This window comes from Ruegeria sp. SCP10 (genome assembly GCF_040329495.1).
Taxonomy (GTDB): domain Bacteria; phylum Pseudomonadota; class Alphaproteobacteria; order Rhodobacterales; family Rhodobacteraceae; genus Ruegeria.
This window is the reverse complement of record NZ_JBDZYF010000004.1, coordinates 179672-205248: the sequence shown is the minus strand read 5'-3', so window position 1 is coordinate 205248 and position 25577 is coordinate 179672. Positions and strand designations below refer to the sequence as shown.

The 25577-nt window shown below is 56.7% G+C and carries 21 protein-coding genes and 1 tRNA gene; 15 read left to right on the top strand and 7 right to left on the bottom strand.

Annotation, left to right across the window (positions count from 1 at the left end; genetic code table 11):
* Window positions 1-246: 246 nt before the first annotated feature.
* Window positions 247-1197 carry a GlxA family transcriptional regulator gene (locus ABLN87_RS12300; RefSeq protein ID WP_353010612.1) on the bottom strand — a complete coding sequence of 317 codons (951 nt, stop codon included), beginning with the start codon at window positions 1195-1197 and terminating at the stop codon, window positions 247-249.
* A 153-nt stretch (window positions 1198-1350) separates the two neighbouring features.
* Here ABLN87_RS12300 and ABLN87_RS12295 point away from each other — a divergent pair, with 153 nt between their 5' ends.
* The 4 genes from ABLN87_RS12295 to ABLN87_RS12280 are packed head-to-tail and all read left to right on the top strand — an operon-like array spanning window position 1351 to window position 5823.
* Entirely contained in the window at window positions 1351-2061 is a 711-nt protein-coding gene (locus ABLN87_RS12295) for a GntR family transcriptional regulator (protein ID WP_353010610.1), read from the top strand.
* 7 nt (window positions 2062-2068) lie between these two features.
* Window positions 2069-2986 carry a dihydrodipicolinate synthase family protein gene (locus tag ABLN87_RS12290; RefSeq protein ID WP_353010609.1) on the top strand — a complete coding sequence of 306 codons (918 nt, stop codon included), beginning with the start codon at window positions 2069-2071 and terminating at the stop codon, window positions 2984-2986.
* Window positions 2987-2989: 3 nt separating this feature from the next.
* Window positions 2990-4486 carry an aldehyde dehydrogenase gene (locus ABLN87_RS12285; RefSeq protein WP_353010607.1) on the top strand — a complete coding sequence of 499 codons (1497 nt, stop codon included), beginning with the start codon at window positions 2990-2992 and terminating at the stop codon, window positions 4484-4486.
* On the top strand, window positions 4483-5823 hold the full coding sequence (locus tag ABLN87_RS12280; protein ID WP_353010606.1) for an NAD(P)/FAD-dependent oxidoreductase: 1341 nt from the start codon (window positions 4483-4485) through the stop codon (window positions 5821-5823). The genes ABLN87_RS12285 and ABLN87_RS12280 overlap by 4 nt, the downstream gene beginning before the upstream one ends.
* Window positions 5824-5827: 4 nt before the next feature.
* Here the strand turns inward: ABLN87_RS12280 and ABLN87_RS12275 are convergent, their stop codons facing one another.
* The 4 genes from ABLN87_RS12275 to ABLN87_RS12260 all read right to left on the bottom strand — a co-directional run bounded on the left by ABLN87_RS12275 (window position 5828) and on the right by ABLN87_RS12260 (window position 10949).
* Window positions 5828-6562, bottom strand: a complete 735-nt coding sequence (locus ABLN87_RS12275; protein ID WP_353010604.1) for an SDR family NAD(P)-dependent oxidoreductase — start codon at window positions 6560-6562, stop codon at window positions 5828-5830.
* Window positions 6559-7290, bottom strand: coding sequence for an SDR family NAD(P)-dependent oxidoreductase (locus tag ABLN87_RS12270; protein WP_353010603.1), 732 nt, complete (start codon window positions 7288-7290; stop codon window positions 6559-6561). Before ABLN87_RS12270 ends, ABLN87_RS12275 begins: the two co-directional genes overlap by 4 nt.
* A gap of 141 nt (window positions 7291-7431) precedes the next feature.
* Entirely contained in the window at window positions 7432-8973 is a 1542-nt protein-coding gene (locus ABLN87_RS12265) for a trimethylamine methyltransferase family protein (protein ID WP_353010743.1), read from the bottom strand.
* A gap of 149 nt (window positions 8974-9122) precedes the next feature.
* Window positions 9123-10949: a BCCT family transporter gene (locus tag ABLN87_RS12260; protein ID WP_353010601.1), complete on the bottom strand. Its 1827-nt coding sequence runs from the start codon at window positions 10947-10949 to the stop codon at window positions 9123-9125.
* A gap of 464 nt (window positions 10950-11413) precedes the next feature.
* On the opposite strand from ABLN87_RS12260, the gene ABLN87_RS12255 reads away from it, so the two are divergent.
* From ABLN87_RS12255 to ABLN87_RS12230, 6 genes are all read left to right on the top strand, one after another.
* Window positions 11414-12319: a LysR substrate-binding domain-containing protein gene (locus ABLN87_RS12255; protein WP_353010599.1), complete on the top strand. Its 906-nt coding sequence runs from the start codon at window positions 11414-11416 to the stop codon at window positions 12317-12319.
* Between the two features lie 96 nt (window positions 12320-12415).
* Window positions 12416-13570: an aromatic ring-hydroxylating oxygenase subunit alpha gene (locus ABLN87_RS12250; RefSeq protein WP_353010597.1), complete on the top strand. Its 1155-nt coding sequence runs from the start codon at window positions 12416-12418 to the stop codon at window positions 13568-13570.
* Between the two features lie 28 nt (window positions 13571-13598).
* The gene (locus ABLN87_RS12245; protein WP_353010595.1) at window positions 13599-13838 is read left to right on the top strand and encodes a hypothetical protein; all 240 of its coding nucleotides are present in this window, start codon (window positions 13599-13601) and stop codon (window positions 13836-13838) included.
* Window positions 13839-13973: 135 nt separating this feature from the next.
* Entirely contained in the window at window positions 13974-15443 is a 1470-nt protein-coding gene (locus ABLN87_RS12240; RefSeq protein WP_353010593.1) for a flavin-containing monooxygenase, read from the top strand.
* A gap of 4 nt (window positions 15444-15447) precedes the next feature.
* The gene (locus ABLN87_RS12235; protein WP_353010591.1) at window positions 15448-16422 is read left to right on the top strand and encodes an alpha/beta fold hydrolase; all 975 of its coding nucleotides are present in this window, start codon (window positions 15448-15450) and stop codon (window positions 16420-16422) included.
* Window positions 16423-16507: 85 nt separating this feature from the next.
* Window positions 16508-16584: transfer RNA gene (locus tag ABLN87_RS12230), tRNA-Met, on the top strand.
* 63 nt (window positions 16585-16647) lie between these two features.
* Here the strand turns inward: ABLN87_RS12230 and ABLN87_RS12225 are convergent.
* Both ABLN87_RS12225 and ABLN87_RS12220 read right to left on the bottom strand, forming a co-directional pair.
* Window positions 16648-17280 carry a hypothetical protein gene (locus ABLN87_RS12225; protein WP_353010589.1) on the bottom strand — a complete coding sequence of 211 codons (633 nt, stop codon included), beginning with the start codon at window positions 17278-17280 and terminating at the stop codon, window positions 16648-16650.
* 292 nt (window positions 17281-17572) lie between these two features.
* Window positions 17573-18127, bottom strand: coding sequence for a ZrgA family zinc uptake protein (locus ABLN87_RS12220; protein WP_353010587.1), 555 nt, complete (start codon window positions 18125-18127; stop codon window positions 17573-17575).
* Window positions 18128-18380: 253 nt separating this feature from the next.
* Here ABLN87_RS12220 and ABLN87_RS12215 point away from each other — a divergent pair, with 253 nt between their 5' ends.
* From ABLN87_RS12215 to speA, 5 genes are all read left to right on the top strand, one after another.
* The gene (locus ABLN87_RS12215) at window positions 18381-19652 is read left to right on the top strand and encodes an imelysin family protein (protein ID WP_353010585.1); all 1272 of its coding nucleotides are present in this window, start codon (window positions 18381-18383) and stop codon (window positions 19650-19652) included.
* Window positions 19653-19852: 200 nt separating this feature from the next.
* Window positions 19853-21469, top strand: coding sequence for a di-heme oxidoredictase family protein (locus tag ABLN87_RS12210; RefSeq protein ID WP_353010583.1), 1617 nt, complete (start codon window positions 19853-19855; stop codon window positions 21467-21469).
* 3 nt (window positions 21470-21472) lie between these two features.
* Window positions 21473-22483 carry an imelysin family protein gene (locus tag ABLN87_RS12205; protein WP_353010581.1) on the top strand — a complete coding sequence of 337 codons (1011 nt, stop codon included), beginning with the start codon at window positions 21473-21475 and terminating at the stop codon, window positions 22481-22483.
* Between the two features lie 4 nt (window positions 22484-22487).
* Window positions 22488-23573 carry a DUF1513 domain-containing protein gene (locus ABLN87_RS12200; RefSeq protein ID WP_353010580.1) on the top strand — a complete coding sequence of 362 codons (1086 nt, stop codon included), beginning with the start codon at window positions 22488-22490 and terminating at the stop codon, window positions 23571-23573.
* Window positions 23574-23674: 101 nt separating this feature from the next.
* Entirely contained in the window at window positions 23675-25564 is a 1890-nt protein-coding gene (gene speA, locus ABLN87_RS12195) for a biosynthetic arginine decarboxylase (protein WP_353010579.1), read from the top strand.
* Window positions 25565-25577 lie beyond the last annotated feature (13 nt).

Genomic DNA, 25577 nt, shown 5'->3' with positions numbered 1-25577 from the left:
CCAAGTTCACGAAACACAGGTTACGTTAACAAAGAGGGCAGCACATTAATTATTGTGTCACAATCGCGTCCAAAACTGTCATGATATTGTAATAGTTCTGCCAGTTTCGCTGTGTAGTTCAGCCTTACCGATCGATCAGTTTACTAGTCAGATTTTAACGAGGGGGTTCAAGGTCGGCCAACGGGGTGGGCGTGTTACGTCCCTATTTTGCGACTGTCATGCTCACCCCACCACATTACGCTGAGATCAATCCAATTTGTTTCTCTGAGAATGCGGTGTCACACCAAAGCTCGATCTGTAAACGCGCGAGAAATGGCCCGGGTTTTCAAATCCGCAGGCAAAAGCAACTTCCGTGATCGAGGCTTCGGTCTGCAATAGCAGCTTTTGTGCACGCTCCAGCCGCATCTCCATCAGGTATTTCTTAGGTGAGGTGTTCAGGTATTTTCCGAACAGGCGTTCAAGCTGGCGTGTTGAGATTCCCAGCCTCTCCGCAATATCAGACGGCGACACCGGCGTTTCGATACTGTCGCGCATGATCTCTATCGACCTGGCCAGGTGGGCGTTACGCATACCATTGCGTGATTGCAGCGAAACGCGTTGCTTCGCGGTCGCATTGCGCACCGCATTGTAAACCATCTGATCGGCCACCGCGACCGCCAGCTCAGCCCCGTGATCGCGTTCGATCAAATGCAACATCAAATCAGCAGTCGCGGTGCCACCCGAGGCGGTGATGTGCTTCTCATCCGCGACAAAAACACTGCGTACCAAATTGACCTCTGGAAAGGCCTCCATGAACGCGTCGTGGTACTCCCAATGAATTGCGGCTTGCATCCCGTCCAGAAACCCCGCCTTGGCCAACACCCAGGCGCCCGAGCACAAAGCGCCAATCGGCGTGCCCTGCGCCCGCTCGCGCCTGAGCGTTGCCAACAAAGGCCGCGTGACATGATTGCGCATGTGAATGCCAGACAGAACAAACAGCTGGTCTGTTTTTGGTATGTCATCCAGACCGCCATGAACCAATGTAACCAGCCCATTTGAACAAACCGCGCGCTCACCGTCTTCGGAAATCATAGACCAATCATAAAGCTGCTCTTCACTGACCCAATTGGCAATGCGCAGCGGTTCGACCGCGCATGAAAACGCAAGGTGGGAAAACTCCTCGACCAAAATGAAGGTGATATGCCGCGTCTGACGCATTGGGGCTTCCACTCAAGGGGCCGATTCCGGCCGGAACTACTAACGGTGGTTCATGCTGCATTATTTTTTACTGTATACAAGTTGTATTTTGTTCGCATACATATCTGAAGCACCGAACCCGCGATTCGAATGTAGCGACGCCTCGGAGGTCAGATGAAAGACGATCCCAAATCTCGGAAGACCGATTTGATGGAGCATTTGAAAGTCTCGATCCTGACATTGCGCTTTCAGCCGGGCACGGACTTGGATGAAGCGCTGTTGTCGGATGAGTTTGGCCTGTCCAGAACCCCTTTGCGCGAAGTGTTCAGGCAGCTGGGGGGCGAAGGCTATCTAGACCTGCGCACCAATCGCAGCGCGCGGGTGTCCGAGATGTCCCATACCACCTTGCGCGATTTCTTTCTAGCGGCCCCGATGATCTATGGCGCGGTGCTGCGTCTGGCAGCCCGGAACGCGACGCTTGCCCAAATCGAAGACCTGAAAACGGCTCAGTTGGCGTTTAAATCAGCCCTCCGCTCTGGTTCAGCAGCGGATCGCGCACTCGCCAACAATCGGTTTCATGAACTGACGGGAGAGATGTCAGGCAATGTTTACCTGCTGCCATCCTTCAACAGATTGCTGATTGATCACGCACGGATCGGGATGACGTTCTACCGACCGCAAACCGCAAAAATGACCGAAAATCTGGCGGAAGCCAGCACCCAGCATGACGCCATCATCGCCGCCATCGAGGCGAACGATGAGGCGGCGGCTGCGCAGCTGGCCGAAGAACACTGGAACCTGTCGCGCGATCAGATCGAACTGTTTGTGATGCCAGACGCCTTGGATGTGCCATTGGGCCTGTCCCCGCTTTCGAAACCCGCATGAGGACCGAATGAACCCGATTTTCAAGTTTGAGGGGATCTATACCCCGGTGGTCACGCCCTACCACGACGATAGCAGCGTGAATTGGAACGCGCTGGCGCAGGTGATCGAATACCTGATTGAGAACGGCGTGCACGGTCTGATCTCGGGCGGGTCGACCGGTGAGAACTATGCGCAGACTGTCGAGGAACGGCTGGAACTGGCGCGGTTCACGCATGATCGACTGAAAGGCCGTTTGCCGCTGGTCGTTGGGACCGGTGCGATGCTGACGCCGGACTCAATAGCTTTGGCGACGGGTGCGCGCGAAATCGGCGCTGATGCGATTTTGTTGGCCAGCCCTCCCTACTCGGTGCCTACAGATCGTGAAAATGCGCTCAATGCGTTGGCCATCGACAAGGCCGCTGACTTGCCTGTGATACTGTACAACTATCCCCATCGGACCGGTACGATGATGGGCGAGGAGTTCCTGGATCGTGTTGGCCGCAGCCGGAATTTTTGCGGCATCAAGGAAAGCTCGGGCGATATCAACCGGGTGCATCTGCTGGCGCGGGACTACCCGCATATTCAGCTGGGTTGCGGCATGGATGATCAGGCACTGGAGTTCTTCGCCTGGGGCGCTCCCTTCTGGGTCTGCGGCGGATCGAACTTCCTGCCTGCCGAACATGTGGCCCTGTATCAGGCCTGCGTGATCGAGGGCAATTTTGCCAAGGGCCGCCGGATCATGTCCGCCATGATGCCGCTGATGCGGGTTCTGGAACAGGGTGGTAAGTTCATACAGACCATCAAGCATGGCGTGACCATGAACGGGATCGACGCAGGTGTGATGCGGCCTCCGCTGAAAGGTCTGAACAAGGACGACAAGCGTGCGTTGGAACAGGTGACACGCGTGCTGAAAAAGACAATCGCAGATATCGTGGCGGAGGGCTAAGGCATGGGATTGCTTACTAGGGATGAATACAAATCCATCGCTGCAGGTCTGGCATTGCCGACCGGAGCCTTCATCGATGGCGCATTCCGCCCGGCGATCTCGGGCGAGACATTCGGGACGGTGAACCCAGCCACCGGCGACACGCTGGCCGATATCGCAGCGTGCGGCGCAGCGGATGTGGATTTTGCCGTCGAAAAGGCGCGTGAGGCATTTGACGATGGGCGGTGGTCCAAACTGCACCCGTCCGACCGCAAGGATGTGCTGATCCGGCTTTGCAAACTGATGACCCGCAATGCGCGAGAACTGGCGGTGATGGAAAGCATCGACAGCGGCAAGACCATCTACGACTGCGAAACCGTGGACCTACCTGAGACAATCCATTGCCTGAAATGGCATGCCGAGGCGATTGACAAGATCTACGATCAGGTCTCGCCCGCCAGTGACGATCACATCGCCATGGTGGTGCGGGAACCGATTGGCGTTGTGGGGCTGGTACTGCCTTGGAACTTCCCCTTGCTGATGCTGGCGTGGAAGATTGGACCTGCTTTGGCGGCGGGTTGTTCGGTAATAGTGAAACCCGCAACTGAAACAACGCTGACTGCCCTGCGCCTGGCCGAGCTGGCGATGGAAGCGGGCCTTCCGCGCGGCGTTCTGAACATCGTTCCGGGCGGTGGCGCAGAGGTTGGAGAACCCATCGGGCGGCACATGGATATCGACATGGTCTCCTTCACCGGCTCGACCGTGACGGGCAAACGGTTCCTGACCTATTCCGCCGAAAGCAACGCCAAAGAGGTGGTGCTTGAGATGGGTGGCAAGAACCCCGCGATCGTAATGGAGGATGCCGAAAACCTCGACCGCGTGGCGGCCCATGTGGTGAACGGCGCGTTCTGGAACATGGGCGAGAACTGCTCGGCCTCATCGCGCCTTATTGTCCACAAGGATGTGAAGGCAGAGCTGCTGGAACGTATTGCGCATCACGCCAAGCAGTGGAATATCGGCGACCCGTTGGACCCGGAAACACGGATGGGAGCGCTCGTCAGCGAAGGGCACTACACCAAGGTTTGCGGGTATTTGGATCAGGCCGAGAATGTGGTGATCGGTGGCAAAGCTGCAGATGGCTTCGTCGAGGCCACAGTAGTCGAGGTTCCCGGAAACGATGCCACTCTGGCGCGCGAGGAGATATTTGGCCCCATCCTGTCGGTGATCGAGGTGTCTACTTTCGATGAGGCGATCAAGATCGCCAATGACACGGACTATGGCCTCTGCGCTTCAATCTTCACAGCCAACGCCAAACGCGCCATTCGCGGAGCGCGGGCAATCCGTGCGGGTACGGTTACCGTGAACAGTTTTGGTGAAGGCGATATCACCACACCCTTTGGTGGTTACAAACAATCGGGCTTTGGTGGGCGCGACAACTCGGTTCATGCCCACGATCAGTACACCCAGCTTAAGACCATCTGGATTGATCTGGCCGATGATGCGGATGAGGCCGTGGATTGACGCGGTTCGAGGCCAAACGGCTTCCTCGGCAAACTGGCCCGGCAGGGTGGAATGCTATTCTGCCGCCGTGGAAGGCGTTGCCAGTGCTCAGCAAGGACCTAAGCGCCGATGTCACCATTGTCGGTGGTGGCTTCGCGGGCCTCAGCGCGGCGCGGCGTCTGCATCAGATCGACCCGTCGCTCAGGGCTGTCTTGCTTGAGGCCGGGCATATTGCCGAAGGGTCCTCTGGTCGCAATTCAGGGTTCATGATCGATCTGCCGCATGATCTGGCCTCGGATAATTATGCAGGCGATGCGTTGGAATCGGATCGCGCTGCCATCGCGCTGAACCGTAAAGCCATCGCCTTTGCGACCCATGTTGCCACCGAATGCGATCTGCCGCAGGAAGCCTTTGATCCATGCGGCAAGTTCAATGCAGCCGCAACACCCGGCGGTGACGCCCACAACCTGGAGTTCGCCGAGCATCTGAAGAAGCTGGGCGAGCCACATACGCTGTATGATCGCCAGCAGATCGGCGAGATCACCGGCAGCCCGCACTACACCTCGGCGCTCTATGCACCCGGAACCGTGATGATCCAGCCCGCAGCCTATGTACGTGCCTTGGCTGAGACGTTGGCGGAACAGGTTCGGATGTTCGAACGCTCTCCGGTCACTGCTTTTGAGAAGCAAGGCAACGGATGGGTTGTTCAGACGCCTAATGCAAAAATTACCACCGGCAGTATCATCCTGGCTAATAACGGCCATCTCGAAAGCTTCGGCCTCTACGCGCGGCGTCTGATGCATATCTGCCTCTATGCCTCGCTGACCGAATCTATGACGCCTGAACAGATCAAAACACTCGGCGGGCAGTCCCACTGGTCAGTGACACCTGCCAACCCCATGGGCACTTCGGTCCGGCGCATTTCCGGCAGTTATGGCGACCGTATTCTGATCCGTACATGTTCGAGCTTTCATCCGAACCTTGAAACATCTGAGGCGCGGCTGCAAAAGGCCGGTCGGGTGCATGATCGCAAATTCCGTGAACGGTTCCCGCAGCTTCCCGGTCTGCGGATGGAGCATCGCTGGGCCGGAATGCTGTGCCTCAGCCGCAACGGATCTGCAGCGTTTGGAGAGCTTGAAAGCGGCGTCTATTCGGCCTGCTGCCAGAACGGACTGGGCATCGCACGAGGAACGTTGCAGGGCATGGGTGTCGCAGAACTCATACTGCAGGGCAAATCCCAAATCGCCGATCATTTCACCGCACAGCCCACGCCCCCACGCCTACCTCCGGAACCCTTCGCGTCAATTGGCGCAAACAGCTACCTCAAGTGGAAAGAGTGGCGCTCGGGCAAAGAATAACCCGTCAAGGCAAGCTCAGCTTGGCCATCCTACCCCCATCCACTGTATAAACCTGCCCAGTGATAAAAGACGCATCGTCTGACGCCAAAAACGCGACCAAGGCCGCAACCTCTTCGGGCCGTCCTGTGCGACCGACCGGATGAATGCCGCCTATGTTGCTACGAAACGCATCGGGATCAGGCATCGAGTCAATATAGTCCAGATTCAGATCGGTATCGATCCAACCGGGTGCGATCGCGTTGCATCGGATACCATCCTTCCCATGATCGACAGCAACCGCACGGGTCAGGCCATGCAACCCTGCCTTTGACGCGCAATAGGCGGCATGACCCGGATTGCTGCCCAGCCCCTCAATCGATCCGGTATTCACAATCGAACCTTGCGTTTTGCGCAGATGCGGCAGCGCGGCTTTGATCATCATGAAAGGTGCCGTCAGGTTGACAGACAGCGTGCGCTGCCAGTCGTGCAAGCTCATCTCTTCAACCGACGCCTCCTGCATCATGCCTGCATTGTTGACCAGAACATCCAGACGCCCAGCCTTCGCGATGACCGCGTCAATCACGCGCTGCGGCGTAGCGGGATCGGCGAAATCTGCGGTGATCCCTTCGAAATCAGCAACCGCCCCGCGTTGTGCCGTAAAAACGCGCGCGCCTTCTTGTTGCAGCCGCATCGCGACAGCGCGGCCAATCCCGCTGCGACCGCCTGTAACCAGCGCAGTTTTGCCTTCAAATCGCATCATGAAACAGGTTTGCCTCCGTTCACTTCGACCAACGTGCCGCACACATAGCGAGACGCGTCTGACACAAGGAACATTACGACATCGGCGATGTCTTCGGGCTCGGCGATCCGACCCAATGGTACGGTTTGCCCCAGTTCAACCACCGCAGTGTCCGGATCAAACCCCCGTTTTTCAAAGCCAGAGCGCAGCATGGGCGTATTCACTTCGTTTGGACAAACCGCATTGATGCGTATGCCCTGATGCGCGTGATCCATCCCCATACATTGGGTCAAGGACGCAATCGCCGCCTTGGTCATGCAATAGACCGCATGGTTAGGCCCCGGACGCAAACCCCAGCATGAGGCTGTGTTGACGATAGCTCCGCCCCCGGCATTGGCCAAGATCGGGATTGCGGCGCGGCAGATGCGAAACGGGGCCTCGACATTTACACCCAGCGACAAAGACCAATCATTGTCTGACGTCTCAGTTACGGATCCGCGCGTTATGACACCGGCATTGTTGATGACGATGTCCAAACCGCCCAAAGCCGAAGCCGCCGCACTTGGCAGACCATCCGTATAATCGGGGTCCAAAAGATCCCCCGGAAAATGCGCTTCGGCACCGATCCCGTCTACGTTGCGATCCGCCACTGCGATACGGGCGCCCGCTTGGCGCAAACGCTGCACCAAGGCCATGCCGATTCCACCCGCAGCACCCGTTACAAGCGCCGATTTTCCGTTGAGTTCCATATTCTCATCCAATGCATCAGGCCAATTTTAACCATGTGCCTCTCCAGTCTTTTCCAGAGTCTGCAATCCTAATATTCATCGCTATGAGCTGATTGAAAAAGAGCCCGCCTATATACAGGCGGGCCAGGTCGGGGAGATTGCTTAGTAGCTTTGATTCAGTTCATCCGCTACCGGTATCTCTCGCTCGCGCCGTGCAATATAGTCCAACAACTCCTCATTCTTGGCGATATCCAGCGTCGGTTCCTGATACTCGGCCAACAACTTACGCGCATGGTTCAGGGCACGTTCGGTAATCTCAACTTCACCTTCGGCCACCCATTGTTCGATCGAGTTGTTGTCAAACATCTCGGGCATGAAGAACGCCGTCTGGAAATTGTCCTGCGTATGCGGATGGCCCAGATAGTGCCCGCCGGGTCCGACATCGGGTACAGCGGTAATTGCGTCGTCGAAATCACCCCATTTTGGCCCCTCGGCCATGCGATAGGCCATCGCGCATTGCTCGGCATCGACAATGAATTTGGCAACTGAACAGTGCATCCCGGCCTCGTTCCACCCGGCGCTGTGCCAGATATAGTTCGCGCCCGCATGAATGACCGCGCTCAGCGTTGTGGCCGACTCATACCCCGCCTGCGCATCAAAGGTCTTGGCCCCGCCCAAAGTGTTCGATGTACGCCAAGGCACGTCGTAGTATCGCGCCATCTGACCGATCATGAAGTTCATCAGGCTGATTTCCGGCGTGCCAGCCATCGGTGCGCCGGACTTCATAGACACGGTCGACAGATAATGGCCATAGATCGCCGGAGCCCCTTTGCGGATCACCTGCGTGTAAGCCAACGCACTCAGCGCCTCGGCATTCAGCTGCGCGACCGTGGCGGGAACAGAGGCAGGCGTGTTGGCCCCGCCCAGAACGAACGGAGAGCATAAAACCGGTTGATTGCGACGACAGAAGGCACGCATTGCCCCCAGCATCGTCTCATCCCAGACCAGCGGGGAGTTGCCGTTGCAATTCCCGGTGGTGACCGGGTGATCCTTAAGGAAATCCTCGCCAAACAAGATCGCGCACATGTCCATCACATCCTCGGCATTCTTGGGGCTGGTCGTCATGCCCATGAACGTCTTGTCCGAGTGTTTCATCGACGAATAGGTGATACGCAGATGCCGCTGGCTGATCGGGTGATCGTAAGGCTCCACGATGTGATGCGCCGAGGAATGCAGCGCGGGCATCATGTGGCTGAGTTTGTGAAACATTGCCAAATCGTCCAGCGTTGGATTCCTTCGCACATCGTCCAGATCGCGCAGGAACGGTGCACCGGTCATAGGCACAAAGATCGAGTGCTTTCCCCCGAGCCGCACGTTTTTTTGCGGATCACGCGCGTGATATTTGAAATCCGACGGGATGGTTGCGATCAACTCGCGCACCAGGCCGCGATCCAGATAGACCAACTCACCTTCGACTTTGGCCCCTGCCCGCTTCCAATCTTCCAGGGCAATTGGGTCGCGGAACTGCACGCCTACGTTTTCAAGGATATCCATCGATGCGTCGTCGATGCGCTCAACTTGGCTTCCGTCCATCACTTCGCATAGAGGGATGCCGCGGGTCAGTCCTGGCAGCATCTCGAAATTTGGAGCGGTACGTATGGCGCGGCGGGCCGAGCGCCCACCGGCGCGTGTCGTAGTACGCATGTTCACGGGGCAATCCTCCTTCTTCCCACCTACTTTGGCGGGGTCGATCGGGGATTACCTCTCTGATTGCGATATGTGATTGCAGGAAGCGACACGAAAAACGCCGCCCCAAGGGGCGGCGCTCTGGTTTTGCATATTAGGCTTCAAGCTTATTCAGCGGCCTGCGTGTTTGCAGCTTCGTGTTTGTCGCGTTGACCGTCGCGGAACAGTGCCTTGGCCAGCGAGATGCACATCAGCCCCATCACCATCGTGAATGGAAGCGCGCCGATGATCATTGCATTACGCAAAGCGTCCATCGGATTGTTGTCACCTGCGGCCAGGATCAGCGCACCGATTACGGCCGTCAGGATGACACCCCAGATGATACGATGCTTGATCCCGGTTTCCTGGCTGCCACCCGACATGATGGTGTTCATCACCAAAATGCCCGAGTCTGCCGAGGTCACGAGGAAGGTCATGATCAGGATCACGCACATGACGTTCAGCATGGACAACAGCCCACCATCGATCATGTAGGAGAGCGTCACAAACAGCTTGTTGGTGTTCGATGCACCAATGATCGCACCTTCAGCAGCGCCTGCCAGTTCCAGATCAATCGCTGTGCCACCCAGAACGGTCATCCATGCAAAGCACACCAGCGCCGGTGCGAAAACACAGCCCAGGATGAACTCACGCACTGAACGACCCTTGGAGATACGCGCCAGGAACAGGCCAACAAAGGGCGAGAACGCAATCCACCAAGCCCAGTAGAACGTGGTCCAACCTGCTTGCCATCCGAACTGACGGCCCTGCTCACCAGCAGCATATGCCGCGGTCAAAGTGGCCTCGTCCAACTCGGCCGCAGCACCTTCCAGACCGCTTTTGAAGCCATCAAAGCTGCCCCAGGCGTTGGTTGCACCGCCGAACAGGTCGTTTGCATGGGCTTGCGCTTCAGCTGGTAACGCCGCTGCGAAAGTTTCTGCAGACATCGGACCGTAGGCGCCGAAGCTCAGCGACAGGAAGTGCAGGATGTAGTCCACCATCGCCGTACCATAGGTGGTCATGGCGAAAACGAACGACCCAAACACAACAAATGTTCCTAGCAAGATGATCGACAGAACCAGGTTGAGGTTCGACAGGTACTTAACTCCGCGCCCAACACCTGAAACCGCCGAGATGATCGACAGACTCATGATGACCAGCAGACCCGAGATCAGACCCACTTTGCTTGGGGTCGGGACTTCGCCACCCAGGTCCATTACCCATTGCATACCGGTGATCGCGTATACACCATCGATGAATTGGCTGACGCCATATCCAATCGTCACTGAAACGCCGAGGATCGTCGCCACAACACCCAGAACGTCGACCACATGACCCAGGAACCCGTTCATCAGGCGACCGAACAAGGGTGTCAGCGCCGACCGGATGGTCAGTGGCATGTTGCGGGTATAGGCGTAGTAAGCCAGCGACAGGCCGGTCACCACGTAAATGGCCCAGGCATGGAAACCATAATGCAGGTAGGTGAAGCGATAGGCCGACTGCAGCGCCTCGGGGCTGTTACCCTCGACCGCGCCCGAGACAACAACAGGGTTCGATCCCCACAGACCCAGCGGTTCAGCCGTTGCAAAGACCATCAGCCCGACGCCCAAACCGGCGCCGAACATCATCGAAAACCATGAGAAGTTTGAGAATTCGGGCTTTTCGCCCGGTGTACCCATGATCCGCTTACCGGTTGAAGGAATAATGGCGACGATCGCCAGGAAGAAGAAGAACAGGCCAACAATAATTACATAGAAACTATTGAAGCTTTCCAGCAAGCGGCCGTTCCAGCTGCCCAGTGTGCTGTTGGCATTCGCGGGAAAAACCAGCGCCCACAGCACAAGGGCCACCATGATGCCCTTACTGATCAGCGCAATCGGCACGCTGTAATTTTCATAGAAACCGGCATCCGCCGTTTCTATCTCAAGATCCGTGAATGGTTCAGGTACCGACATATCTCTCCTCCGTGTTGTCGATCCGAGGGGGCGGAGAGCTGCCGCAGGAGCGATGCCCTCTCATTATTCTTTAATTTATCGTTTGCTTACTGCTTCCCAAGCCGTGTGTTCAGACGCGCCTACAGTTCTTGTTTTCTTGGAATACGCCTACGAGGCTTCACCGTTCCTTGATTCGCAATCGCGACAATTCAGACCCGCATTTTTCAGGCCTTTGGTGAAGCGGCCCACAGTTTCGGCGAATGTGTTTCGAGTTGTCTGCCGAATGTGATCCAAGTTCATTTGTCTGCGTAAAGCGCCCCTTGCCAAATTGTCGCACCAAAACCGACCTTTTTACAGATTTAGACGACCCTTGGGTCGCGGTTCCGGCAATTTGCAGTATTCTCGATGCATCAATTGCTTTCGTTCAATGGTAAAAATTTTCATAGTCACGCGAACAAGACTAATCCGTAATCAGCCAGGTCCTGATGTCCCGACGCCACTACAAACTGCCGCCCTTGACCACCCTTGCGGCCTTCGAAGCCGCGGCGCGTCACCTCAGCTTCAAAAACGCCGCCGAAGAGCTTTCGGTGACGCCCGGCGCGGTCAGCCACCAGATCAAAGCACTCGAAGGGTATCTGGAGGCACCGCTGTTCCAGCGCAAACACCGCAGCGTTGATCTGACCGATGATGGCAAAGCCCTGTACGAGGCGCTGTCGACCTCATTTGCCCGTATCTCAAAGACCCTATCTACCATACGGGATCGCTCGCTTGGCGGAAAAGTGACCGTGGGCTCAACCACTGCCGTTGCAGCCCTTTGGCTGTCCCCATCGGTGATCCGGTTCTGGCGGGACGCGCCTGAGATCAGCGTTGACCAGATCTCGCAGGACAGGCCCTTTCGGGATCGTCCTGACCTGGATTTCTTCATCCGCTACGGGCGCGACAGCGATCCCAGTCTCGACCACACCGCGCTATATCGTGACAACCTGATCCCGGTCGGCAGCCCGGAATTGGCCGAGCGCCTGAACCGAACAGGGTTAAGAGATATTGCAGCCCAACGCCTGATACATCTTGATTCCGAAGACAACAGCTGGACCACATGGCCAGATTGGTTCCGCGAACTGGGCTACGAGGAACGGCTGACATCCGAGGCGCGGGTCAATAGCTATTCGGTCGCTTTGCAACTGGCCCGCAAAGGGGCAGGTCTGGTTTTGGGGTGGCAGCGGTTGATTCAGCCCATGTTGCAATCAGGCAAACTGGTTCCCATCGGCTCACATTATCTGACGGCACCCAACCAGTTTTACCTTGTCGGGCGGCCAGATGATGAGCTGTCCGAGAACGCCCGAGCGCTCAAAGACTGGATCATTCAAGAGGTGCGCGAAGGGACGGTTTAATTCAACTCAACCTGTGATGAGGTTTTCTGATATTGATGAAAACCCATTCTGTCCGCCAATAGGATTTGCAATGCAATCCAGCCGCAGGAGAGCCTGATGAATAAACATAGCCCGCTTTCGTCGGTTCTGGCCGATGTGAACACAGCCAACGGTCTGCCAAACGAACACTACGTCGACCCCGGCGTTTTCGCCGAGGAACGGCAATCGGTTCTTTATGCAAACTGGTCCGGCATCGGATTCGGCAAAGATGTCCCGGAATCCGGAGATGCAAAACCGGTGGATTTTCTAGGCATGCCCCTGCTGATCGTCCGCGACCGCGACGGTGAAATTGGTGTGTTTCAAAACACCTGCCGCCACCGCGGGATGATCCTTGTGGATGCACCGAAGAAAATCGGCGGCGCTATTCGCTGCCCATATCACAGCTGGTGTTACAGCCTGAAAGGCGAGCTGCGTGCGACACCCCATGTCGGCGGCCCTGGCCAGAACAAACATGAAGATGTCAAAAACGAAGACCTTGGGCTGGTGCGTATCCGTTCGCATGTGTGGCGCGATGTGATCTTTGTGAACGTCGACGGCAATGCCCCGACCTTTGAGGATGCGCATGGAGAACTGCTGGAACGCTGGAAAGAATTTGAAACTCCACTGTTCCATGGCGGCGATGAATCCTCGTTCAAGCTTGAGGTCAAAACCAACTGGAAGCTGGCGGTTGAAAACTATTGCGAAAGCTATCACTTGCCGTGGGTCCATCCGGGGCTTAACAGCTATTCCCGGCTGGAAGATCACTACAACATCGAAAAGCGCGGGCATTATTCGGGTCAGGGCACGTTAGTTTATCGGCAGTTGACCGATCAGGACGGCGCAACAATGCCCGATTTTCCGGGCCTCAGCGACAAATGGGACGAAGGCGCGGAATACATCGCGCTATACCCGAACGTCTTGTTGGGCGTTCAGCGCGATCACAGCTTTGCAATCATTCTGGAACCTGTCGATCAGGGTAATACCGTCGAGCATATCGAGCTCTACTATGCCAAAAGCGAGTCTGAGACGCCTGAACATGACGGGCTGCGCGCTTCGAATGCACAGCTTTGGAAAACGGTTTTCGAAGAGGACGTCTTTGTCGTCGAAGGCATGCAAAAGGGTCGTCATGGTATGCTGTTTGACCGCGGCCGGTTCTCGCCCGCGATGGATGGTCCAACGCACAACTTCCACCACTGGGTGGCAACGCAGATCGAGAACGGACGCTCCGAATAGTCTCAAACCCTGGGTGGAGCTAATAGAAATGGACAGGGCAGCGCTGGATGATTTGTTGCTGGATGCGCATGCGCGCAATGATCCGGCTGCTCTTGTCACATATTACACGATGGCCGCAGATGAGCGCGAAGGCGCAGGTGACATCGATGCGGCCTGTTTTTTCCTGACCCACGCCTTTGTTTTCGCGCTTGAGCATGGCGCACCCGAGGCCGACAATCTCAATCAGCGTCTGGTGCGCCATGGGCGGGCTGATCGCCTAAAGCTTTGATATCCGCGCCGCCGCCAGCCGCACTTTGAGATACGCTCGGCGTTTTGTCCCGAACAAACGACAGCTTGCTTCTTACCTCAGCATCCTTATCTATGCTGGGATGATCACCATATGGTTGTGCTAAGGGGCGAGGGCTTGGATCAAAAAACGGATATGTTGATCATAGGCGCTGGCATCGCCGGGATGACCATGGCGCTTGAGGCGCGCAAACTGGGCATCCGCGACATCACCATTCTGGAAAAGGCCGATGATATCGGTGGGACATGGCGCGAAAACACATATCCCGGTGTTGCCTGCGATGTGCCTTCGCACCTTTACAGCATGGCATCTCATCCCAACCCGGACTGGAGCCAGGTTTACGCAGGCGGGGCTGAAATACAGGCTTATCTGCGAGACATTGCACGAAAAGAAAACCTGTATGACCTTTGCCAATTCAACCAGCGCCTGAAATCCGCTGAATGGCGCGGCGATCATTGGTACGTTGAAACCGATGAAGGGCGGAGCTGGACCGCTCAGTTTCTGGTTTCAGCCATCGGGGCGTTGCACATTCCCAAAATCCCCAAAATTCCGGGCGCCGACAGTTTTACAGGACCCAGCTTTCATTCCGCCCAGTGGGATCACGATGTCGATCTGACTGACGCAAATATAGCTGTTGTTGGCACCGGTGCCTCAGCCATCCAGTTCGTCCCGGAAATAGCCAAGATCGCGAAGCGGGTAACCGTCTTCCAACGCAGCGCCCCTTACGTGCTGCCGCGCATGGATGGACCGGTCGCGCCATGGGTCAGACGGCTGTATCGGCGGGTTCCGCTGCTGGCGCGGATAAGGCGAAGCCTGATCTTTGCCTATTTCGAATTCCGCCACCGCGTGCTCCGGCGCGAAAAGCTGATGGTGAAATACGCCATGCATCTTTGGCACAAAGCGTTGCATTCCGCGGTCTCGGACCCGGCAGAGCGGGAAATGCTGACCCCGAACTACCAAATCGGATGCAAACGGATCCTCAGCTCGAATGACTGGTACCCAGCCCTCATGCGCGACAATGTCGATGTCATCCCATCCGGCGTTGCGTCGATTGAGGGTGATACGATCACGGCCAGCGACGGGACAAAAGTACAGGCCGATGTCCTGGTCTGGGGGACCGGTTTTCACGTAACCGATATTGCCGAACGTCTGGACATTACAGGCGCAGACGATCTGACGCTGCGCGACGCTTGGTTAGATGGGATGCAAGCCCATCTGGGCACTGCAGTCGCAGGGTTCCCGAACTTTTTCATCCTTTTGGGACCGCATACAACGCTGGCCCACAACTCGGTCATTTTGATGATCGAGGCTCAGGTGCGCCATATCTGCGAAGTGCTCACGTCGATGTCGGATCAAGGCCTTCGCACAATCAACCCGCATGCAGAAAAGCAGGCCGCATTTACACAGGAGATGCAAGACCGGCACGCAGACGCTGTTTGGCAAGACGGTGGTTGCACATCGTGGTATCAGGATGCCAAAGGCCACAATACAGCCCTGTGGCCCGGAACCGCTGCTGAGTTCCAGAGACGCATGGCCGCTGCGGGCATCGAACACTATACACCCTTGCCCGACGCAAAAGGAGACTGATGAGATGACAATTGTTCTAAGCTTGCTGGCACTTCTCGTGGTCTTTCTTTTGGGCATGCACCTCTGGACACGGCATCTGACCAAGGTTGGCCTTCAGACCGTTCCTCAATTGGGCAAGATCATCCCGGTCTCGGGCGGTAGTATTCACTACGTCGAAAAAGGTGACCCCAACGCACAAACGATTGTAATGATCCACGGGCTGGCCGGGCAATTGCAGCACTTCACCTATGGGCTGATGGATGAGCTTGCGGATGAGTATCACGTGATCGCCTTGGATCGATCAGGCTGTGGATATTCCACCCGCGACACGGCCGAGATGGGTCTTTTGCCCGAACAGGCTCGCATGATCACCGAATTCCTCGATGCCAAGGGCGTCACTGACGCCGTACTGGTCGGGCATTCACTGGGCGGGGCGGTCTCGCTTGCCATCGCTCTGGACTATCCGGACCGCGTGTCTAGCCTGGCCTTGCTTGCGCCCTTGACCCATCAAATGCCAAAGCCACCAGAGGTGTTTAAGTCCCTCGAAATCCGCACGGCTTGGATACGTCACCTGATCGGGAACACCCTGGCTGTTCCCATTGCGTCCAAAACCGCACCCCATGTCTTACAGGTGGCCTTTGACCCCGAAACAGCCCCTGATGATTTCCTGGAACGCGCTGGTGGCGCGCTTGGCTTGCGCCCATCAGCCTTTATCACCGCATCCCAGGATCTTGTCGGGGTAGATGACAGCATCGCAGCCCAAAGCGCGCGCTATCCCGAGTTGAAAACACCCGGAGGTGTTTTGTACGGGGCACAAGATACGATCCTGTCCCCTGCAATGCATGGGCCGCAAATGCAGCAGTTCGGACTGACATATCAAGAGGTTGACGGCCTGGGTCATATGACACCCATCACCGTGCCAGAAACATGCGCCGATTTCATACGCAAGGTGATCCAAAACGCTGCGAAGGCAGACAATACATCAACTGATATCGGTTGAGGCTAGATCAGAAAAATTCCCTGTCGAACCGACCATTTCCCCCTTGACCCTCTCCGACGGCTCGCTTACATCGCCACTCACTCATGGCGGAGTAGCTCAGTTGGTTAGAGCAGCGGAATCATAATCCGCGTGTCGGGGGTTCAAGTCCCTCCTCCGCTACCAGATCCCCAACAACATCGATTGATGAAGTAAAGATCCATACGCAGCTGCGCAATTATGCTGCTATCAACGCACTTTATGTACCTTCAAACCATCCAGATAAGCTCGTTTTTCGATCTGGACCTCTTCGTCACTTAAATCTGACCGGTTGAGCTCAAGAAAATATGCAGCAGCCCCAGAGGGTTGGACATTCGCATTCTTGACAGGAATCAGATCATCCGACCGCACATTTATGACGGACAGCACCTTGGTAAGTGCCAGGAAACGGTCGTCGGTGTCTGAGACATTGATCCGTGCGACACGCGCTTGCGCAGAAACCTTCTGTTCAACCCTGCTCACAACGGCATCCAGATCGGATGCAGGTTTGAGCTGTTGGGTATAATCTGAAAGGTCCTCCAGAATTCTGTTGGATTGAATGTTTTGCCAATACACACTTTTGATCCAGTCAGATGGGTTTCTGGTTGTGTAGAAAAAGGTCACACGGGCTTTGCCGCCGGCGAACAGTCGCACTTCTTCCAAGAGAACCTGAGCAAGGACATGGGTTTGTGTATATGACCAGACATTCTTACGCCCCGGGATCATGCCTGCGAATTCTTCGCTACTGATCAGCAGGGGATTATCTTCCTGATCTACAAAGGGTTCAAGCGCCGCGCGCAGTTTTGTGCGAAAGCCCTGGAGCACTCGGTCCTGCGGCAGCACGGCGTATCGGCGCGCCGAAAACCCGGCCTCTTTCAGATCACGCGGCAGAAGGATGTTAACGCGTTTTTTTAAAAGCTCCCGGTTTCGGAAAAGCATCGATTGAAAGGTTCTGGTTCCAGTTTTGTGAAAACCCTGATGAATAACCACTCTCATGCCAGCACCCTAGTCTGCACTGCACAACGGCCTGAGAAGCCAAACTCTACTGGGCCTGAAACACATTTGTGAGCGACTGATAAAGACCCCAAGCGATAACCAATTGCAAACAATGGTCAGTAGATATCCGGTATTGTCTCTAAAGACCGGTTAAATCGATCAACGGGGTCGCGCGCGTTACCTCAAACTCGTGCGAGCTATCGGGCAGGGCAATACTGATCTCAAGGCTCTGAGCACGTTCAAAGCGGCTGAAATAGGCAAACTCGATGGTCGTCAGTGCTGCGATGTCCTGACATTGGATTACATAGTCGGCCCGAAACTCTGAATGTTCGGCATCTTCATCCGGCGCGTCGCTGGATTCAGCAACCTGTGTTTGATCAACGATCCCCTCCGATGTCAGCGCCACATTGGCCGATGCGGTAAAACAGCCCGCATCTTCGGCAAGGACGAATAACTCCAATGGCTTAGATAAATCCGAAATCGCGACCGCAACCTTAGCGCGATCCTCATCTGTCTCGGCATGGCTTTCAAACCCGACAATATCCGCGCTGGGAGCGGTTAGTGACAGTGAGAATTCCGCCCCTGAGAACACCATGCTCAACTGCCCAGTGCCATGTTTGTGTTGGTTGTCCTGCTGTGTTGCATGGGCCATCACGCCCGTTGACAACAAAGACAAGAAAAGAAACAGGCGCATCATCAACCACGTACCACCAAAAATAGAATCACGACGCCGAGTTTAACCCGAATCGCAAGGTGCGCAACGCAGGTCGCTACGGCAAGTATCGCCAGATATGGGGATGTGCGGCAGTTTGCCTATGCCTGGGCGTATATCTGACAATAAAACTCAGGTTGACATTTCCGACTTATTCACTCAGCTTTTTGGGTGTAAAAAACAGTGTGGCCACTCAGCCCGCACCGCCCTTTATTGACAGGAAAGATCAAACCACATGTCCAAATCTATTGCCGCTGCCAGCGTCCTCGCCCTCTGCGTTGCAACCACCGCATCGGCTGCCGATGCTCCTGCGAAAGCAGATGTCTTGAACACCTACGCGAATATTGCTGAAGCCAAATATGATGACAGCCTGATCGCTGCCAAATCGCTGCAAGCGGCCGTGAACGCTCTGATCGCCGCGCCATCGGATGCCACTCTAAACGCAGCCCGTGCCGCCTGGCTTGCCGCGCGCGTACCTTATCAGCAAAGTGAGGTTTACCGTTTCGGCAATGCCATCGTCGATGACTGGGAAGGCAAGGTGAACGCCTGGCCGCTGGATGAAGGTCTGATCGACTATGTTGACGCGTCGTACGGTGGCCCGAGTGATGAGAATGAGTTTGCCGCTCTGAACGTCATCGCCAACCCCAGCTTTGAGCTGTCTGGCAATGCGATTGATGCCTCTGAAATCACCCCAGAACTGCTGGCAGAAACCCTGCACGAAGCTGATGGGATCGAAGCCAATGTAGCAACCGGCTACCATGCGGTTGAATTCCTGCTGTGGGGTCAGGACCTGAACGGCCACGGCGCCGGCGCTGGCAACCGCCCTTGGACTGACTTTGCACAAGGGGACGAGTGTACCAACGGAAACTGCGACCGTCGTGCCCAGTATCTGAGCGCCGCAACAGACTTGTTGGTCAGCGATCTGGATTGGATAACTGCGCAATGGGCCGACGGTGGTGACGCCCGTACCGCACTGACCCAGAACGAAGACGCCGGTATAAGTGCGATACTGACCGGCATGGGGTCACTATCTTATGGTGAAACCGCAGGTGAGCGGATGCGTCTTGGCGTGATGCTAAACGACCCGGAAGAAGAGCATTCCTGCTTTGCCGACAACACTCATAACGACCACTACTACAACAGCGTTGGCATCCAAAACGTCTATCTGGGCAGCTACACACGGATCGATGGCACCCCGGTCAATGGTGCGTCATTGTCCGATCTGGTGATTGCAAGCGACCCAGCGCTGGATACCGAGATGAAAGCCAAACTGGCGAATACCATGCTCGCCCTGGGCGTGATGAAATCCACCGCCGAAGCCGGGTTCGCCTATGACCAGATGTTGGAACGCGGCAATGCTGGTGGCGAAGCGTTGATCATGGGGGGTGTGAACGGCCTGATCGACCAGACCAAAACGATCGAACGTATCGTTACCGCGCTTGAGTTGGAGAATATTGAATTCGAAGGATCGGACAGCCTGGACAACCCGGACGCGGTTTTCCAATAAGCTTAACTCTGGGACCAGAGACGCAAAGACGCGTCTCTGGTCAAGTTGGCGCTGCTATGTGCCAAGTCGTTGATCTTGATCTCGAATCCTACGCTGCGACCAAATGAGATCACTACAAAAGCCTTTCGCGTGGATATGCGATTGGCGGACGAACGCAATCGATCCCATCTGTAAGGTGCTGATCAAACAATTGATCGCTGATGAAGAAAGTCACATCGATGCTTTGGAAACGCCAGCTGATCTGCCTGAGCGGCACAGCACAGCCATCTACGCACAACTCAATACCGCAGAATTGGGCAAAGGCGCCCAGCGTTATCGTGCTGACCCTCTGCACACTGGTTGCCACTCCCGCAGTGCCAAACCAACTGCAAGATCTGCACCTGAACGTCATTCCTCGCACCAGCGAAGAACAGGATCGCATTTCCAAAGTTACTACGCCACCGCTGGACTTTTCCGCTCCACAACGCTTTGAAGACCTGCCCGGAGGGGCTGCGACGGTTCGTGTGCGCAATGATGCCAACGCATTTTCCCAGCCCTCGCGCAATCTGAGCTTTGAACAGGAGCTGGATTTCAAAGTCGGAAACGGGTTGTTCAGGAAAATCTGGGTTTCGTCGCCATCCTCGACGCTTGCCTCAGATGGGTTGGGGCCGCTCTACAACGCGCGCTCTTGCCAGCGCTGTCATATCAAGGACGGGCGCGGGCACACACCGAACGGTCCCGATGACACCGCGATTTCGATGTTTCTGCGGGTTTCCATCCCCGGCGCGGCGGAAGGCGGCTATGCCGAGATCGCGGATTATATCGCAACCTTGCCTGAGCCTACCTATGGCGGTCAGATGCAGGACTTCGCACTGGCGGGGTATTCGGCAGAATACCGGCTGGATATCTCATATGAAGAGATTCCCATCACGCTCTCGGAGGGCGAAACCGCGTCACTGCGCAGCCCGACCTACCACGCCGCCGATCTGGGCTATGGTCCCTTGCACCCGGATGCCATGCTCAGCCCCCGGGTCGCGCCGCAGATGATCGGCCTGGGATTGCTGGAGGCGATCCCGGTCGCCGACCTGCTGGCCAAGGCCGATCCGGACGACACGGATGGGGATGGGATATCAGGCCGCCCGAACATCGTTTGGTCTATGGAATATGACGCGCCGATGATGGGGCGGTTTGGCCATAAGGCCGGGATGCCAACCGTCATGGAACAATCTGCAGCGGCCTTTGCGGGCGATATTGGCATCGCCAGTCCTCTGTTCCCTACACCTTACGGGGATTGCACCGATAAGCAGATCGATTGCGTGCAAGCCCCCCACGGCGATGATGACGACAGAGGTTTTGAGATTGATCAGGTCGGGATGGATCTGGTGGCTTTCTACAGCCGTAACCTGGGTGTACCCGGTCGTCGCGATGTAGATGATCCAGAGGTGTTGCGCGGAAAAGAAGTGTTTCATAGCTCTGGATGTGTTTCGTGCCACACACCGTCTAATGTCACACACCGCATGGAAGACCGCGAAGAACATAGTTTCCAGTTGATCTGGCCCTACACCGACCTTCTGCTACATGATATGGGCGAAGGTCTGGCCGACAACCGCCCCGAAGCGCGCGCAACAGGCCGCGAGTGGCGGACGCCTCCGCTGTGGGGTATTGGCCTGACTGAACGCGTCTCGGGCCATACAGAATTCCTTCACGATGGTCGCGCGCGCAATCTGCTAGAGGCCATCCTTTGGCATGGCGGCGAAGCTCAGGCTGCCCGAGACGAGGTCGTTTCTATGCCCAAATCCGACCGGGATGCCCTTATCCGTTTTTTGGAGAGCCTGTGACACATGCATAAACTCGCCCTGATCGCAGCCTTGGTTTTTCCGCTGTCCTCAGCGGCGCAGGACCACACGCCCACACTGATCGACGTGACCGAAAACCATATCCTGCCACGCTTCACCACGCTTGCCGAAGCGACAGAAGTTCTAAATGCGACGGCGCAGGAGGATTGTGCCTCAGAATCGCAAGACCTTCGGGCCGCTTACAGCACCGCATTCGACGCGTGGATTTCGGCCAGCCACCTACGATTTGGGCCAACTGAAACAGATGATCGCGCCTTTGCAATGGCTTTCTGGCCGGACACCAAAGGCTTCACGCCCAAGGCCCTATCAAAACACATTGCACTCGAAGATAGCGCCGTCGCCTCACCTGATGCCTATGCCGAAACCTCGATTGCCGGGCGCGGGTTCTTTGCACTGGAACGGATGCTCTATGACCCTGAGTTCGCCCAGCAAGGCAGCGCCGCATATCGCTGCGCTCTGATCCAGGCGATCAGCGCTGATATTGATGCAAATGCCGATGCTATGGCGGCCGACTGGCAAACCTATGCGCCTGAACTGACGCAACCAAGGGCAGATGGCCCCTATCGCACGCAAGATGAGGCCTTGCAGGAGTTGTTCAAGGCATTGTCGACCGGGATGCAGTTCACATCCGAGACACGCTTGGGCCGTCCGCTGGGTACATTTGACCGACCGCGCCCCAAACGGGCCGAGGCGCACCGTTCCGAACGGTCCTTACGCCATGTTGAGCTTTCACTTGTCTCGACGCGCGATCTTGCGGCGCGCCTGTCTGCCGAACACCCGGAAATCACCGCCGATCTGGAAACAGCTTTCAACCGCGCGATCGAAAGTGCTCGGTCTATCGACGACCCGGCGCTGGCCGGTGTTGCGGACCCTCAAGGCCGCTTTCGGATCGAAGCGCTGCAACAGTCGATCAATGATATCCGCCAGATCGCAGCGACTGAACTTGGCCCGACACTTGGAATCAGTGCCGGCTTCAACTCATTGGACGGAGACTAAATCCTTGACCAGCCGCAGGCAGTTCCTTGCCGGTCTCGCCGCCGCCAGCATCGCCCCGATCCGGGGATGGGCCGCGGCAGGTGCACCAGACTATCTGGCGGCAGGGCTGTTCCCGGATGAGTCTTTTCGACTGGCGGGCCTAAGCGTTGAAGGCGATATCCTGTTCGACGTGCCCTTACCTGCCCGCGGTCACGCCGCCGCCGCCCATCCGACGGAATCGCTGGCCGTGGCCTTCGCGCGCCGTCCCGGAACCTTTGCGGTTGTGATCGATTGCGCCGGTGGTACAGAACGGATCCGGCTTCAGGCGCCTGAAGGCCATCATTTCTATGGGCATGGCGTGTTCTCGGCAGACGGAACCCGGTTTTTTGCCACCGAGAATAAGTATGAAACCGGAGAAGGGCGCATCAGTGTCTGGGATGCAAAAACCTTCGAACGGCTCGGCGAGTTCTCATCAGGTGGCATTGGCCCCCACGACATGCGCGTGATGCCGGATGGGCAGACCCTCGTGATAGCCAATGGCGGTATTGAAACCCACCCCGAGACCGGTCGTACCAAGCTGAATCTGCCAGTGATGCGCCCGAACCTTAGCTACGTGAGCCTGAAGGGCGGGCTGCTAGAGCAGATGGAGTTGCCCAGCGCATTGCACAAGAACTCGATCCGGCATCTGGCCGTGCGCGGCGATGGCCTGGTCGGATTTGCCATGCAGTGGCAAGGCAACCAGACCGAGCATCCGCCGCTACTGGGTCTGCACCGAATGGGCCGAGACCCTGTCTTGCTGTCCGCCCCAGCTGCAAACCAACGCCATCTTCAGGGTTATGCAGGCAGCGTTGCCTTCTCGACCGATGGCGCAACCATCGCCATCACCTGCCCGCGCGGCAATGCGCTGCACCGGTTCGATGTGCAGTCCGCCAATTTCGAGGATGCCTTTGCACTGCAAGACGTTTGCGGGCTTGGCGCGGGCCCCGATGGGTTGATCTTCACAACCGGAACCGGGCTATTTGGCGCATTAAGTCAAGCAGAACCAAAGGTTCTGACGCGTTCGGATTGCCAATGGGACAACCATCTGATCCCGATCCGCAGCTTCGCGTGAAATTCGGCAATCCCCTTCACATAGTTTACACTTGGAAGAATCAAACTGCTGCCGTATTGGCGGGCGCGAAACCGGCACGCTTATGTTAAGGATCGACCTGATTGAAACAGACGCCCGACGCACCGCATTCCATCTACGGGGTTGAGAAATGGGGCAAAGGCCTCATCGAGGTGACGGAGCAGGGCGAGGTCGGTCTGCGCAATCCGATGGCACCGTACACGGCGGCGATCAGCCTTCCCGGTATCCTCAGCGATCTGGATGACCGTGGGATCAAGGCGCCGATGGTTTTGCGCGTCACGTCCTTTCTGGAACATGAGATCGCACATCTGAATGAAAGCTTTGCCGCAGCAATCGCGCGCGTCGGCTACAAAGGTGCCTATCGCGGGGTCTTTCCGATCAAGGTGAACCAGCAGGCGCAGGTGATCGACCGGATCGTCGAGTATGGCAAGAAATACAACTATGGGCTGGAGGCCGGATCAAAGCCCGAACTGGTTGTGGCCCTCGCCCACCGTCTGGCTTCTGAGGCGCTGATCGTCTGCAATGGCGTCAAGGATGCTGAGTTCATTCAGTTGGCCATCCTCAGCCGCAAGATAGGTTTCAACACGGTCATCGTGTTGGAAAGCCCGAAAGAGGCCGACACGGTCATCGCAGTCCATAACGAACTGGGCATCGAACCCCTGATCGGGGTGCGGGTTAAACTGACCAACCAGATCAGCGGCAAATGGGAAGAAAGCTCGGGCGACCGCTCGGCCTTTGGCATGAACACAGACCAACTGGTCGCCACGATGGACAAGCTGCGCGACGCCGGGCTGCTGCATTGCCTCAAGCTTCAGCACTCGCATCTGGGCAGCCAAGTGCAGGACGTGAACGATGTGCGCCGCGCCGTGGGTGAGGCCTGTCGCTACTATACCGAACTCACGCGCGAAGGCGTGCCGCTGACCCATCTGGACCTTGGTGGCGGCATGGGCGTGGACTACACGGGCGAGAAGAAGGCGGCGGAGAACTCGATCAACTACACGGTCGAGGAATATTGCAGCAACGTGGTTGAAACAGTGGCCTATGCCATGGACGAGGCCGAAATTGCGCACCCGACATTGGTCACCGAAAGCGGCCGGGCCGTGGTGGCGACCTCATCCATGTTGGTGTTCAACGTGTTGGAAACCACGCTCTATGACGCGCCGACCGCGCCCGATGTGGAGCCCGATGACAACCATCTGGTCTCGGACCTCGCTGCGGTACACGGCTACCTCAGCAACGACCGCCTGCAGGAATGCTGGAACGACGCGACCTTCTACCGCAACGAGCTGCGCGCCCTGTTCCGCCGTGGCTACGTAGACCTGCGCCAGATGGCCCGGGCCGAGCGTATCTATCTGTCACTAATGGCCCGCCTCAAGGCGCTGGCCGCCAGTGATGATCTGGAGACGGATGTGGATGACCAGCTTGAGAAAGTGGCCGATATCTACCACTGCAATTTCTCACTGTTCCAATCCCTGCCGGATGTCTGGGCCATTGATCAGTTGCACCCCATTGTACCTCTGCAAGGTCTGAACCGGACCCCGGACCGCCGCGCGGTTCTATCCGACATCACCTGTGACAGCGACGGCAAGATCGACCGATTCATTCTGGCCGATGGCGTCTCGCCCAGCCTGCCGGTGCATTCGCTGCCGGATGAGGGCGAGTACTTCATGGGTGTCTTCTTTGTCGGCGCCTATCAGGAAACGCTGGGCGACCTGCACAACCTGTTCGGTGATACCAACGTCGTCACCATCGACCTACGCGCCGATGGCGGGTTCGACCTGCTGCATGAACAAGAAGGCGATACGATCAGCCAGGTCCTGTCTTACGTCGAGTTTGACCCCCAAGACTGCGTCGCCGCGTTCCGCAAAATGGTGGACGAGGCGATCTCGACCGGTACTCTGCAAGCCAAAGACCGCAAAACCCTGATGAGCGCCTATCGCGACTCCATCAACGGCTACACCTATTACGAATAAGAAGGAGACACAC